This is a genomic window from Bradyrhizobium sp. NBAIM03 (assembly GCF_020194055.1).
Taxonomy (GTDB): Bacteria; Pseudomonadota; Alphaproteobacteria; order Rhizobiales; family Xanthobacteraceae; genus Bradyrhizobium; species Bradyrhizobium yuanmingense.
This window is the reverse complement of the sequence record NZ_JADYVS010000151.1, coordinates 1-450: the sequence shown is the minus strand read 5'-3', so window position 1 is coordinate 450 and position 450 is coordinate 1. Positions and strand designations below refer to the sequence as shown.

Below are 450 nucleotides of genomic sequence, written 5' to 3'. Positions count from 1 at the left end.
GGCCAGTGCCTTGTCCAGGCTGCCGTCGTGATTGACGCCGGCCTCCGCGATGATCAGCGTGTGTCTCGTCATGGCCGCGCTCCGTTTGCGGGAGCTTCGTAGAAGCCCTTCTTCAGGAGCTGGCCGAAATCCGGGATGGCCGCGATGATGTCGGCAAAGCGCCGGCTGGAATCGCCGTCGCCATAGGGATTGACGGTGTCCTTGCGGCCCCGCTCAAGCGCTTGCGAGATCGCCGCGGCGATCGCGCCGCGCTCGGGCGTGGCGTGAAATACCGAGTCGGCGCGCTCGCGCCCCTTCTGACGGTCGCCGATATCCACCGTCGGAACACCGAATGACGGCGCTTCGAGGATGCCGCTCGACGAATTGCCGATCACGACGTCCACCTGGCTCATCAGGCTGAGATAGCGGAGCTGCCCGAGCGACGCGACCGCGATCGTGTTCGGCCGGCCG

At 66.7% G+C, this 450-nt stretch carries 1 protein-coding gene; it reads right to left on the bottom strand.

The window, feature by feature from the left end; translation table 11 throughout:
• Window positions 1-68: 68 nt before the first annotated feature.
• Window positions 69-450, bottom strand: a 382-nt coding sequence (locus I6F21_RS37830; RefSeq protein ID WP_225184400.1) for a UDP-N-acetylglucosamine 2-epimerase, incomplete at its 5' end; no start/stop codon positions are given.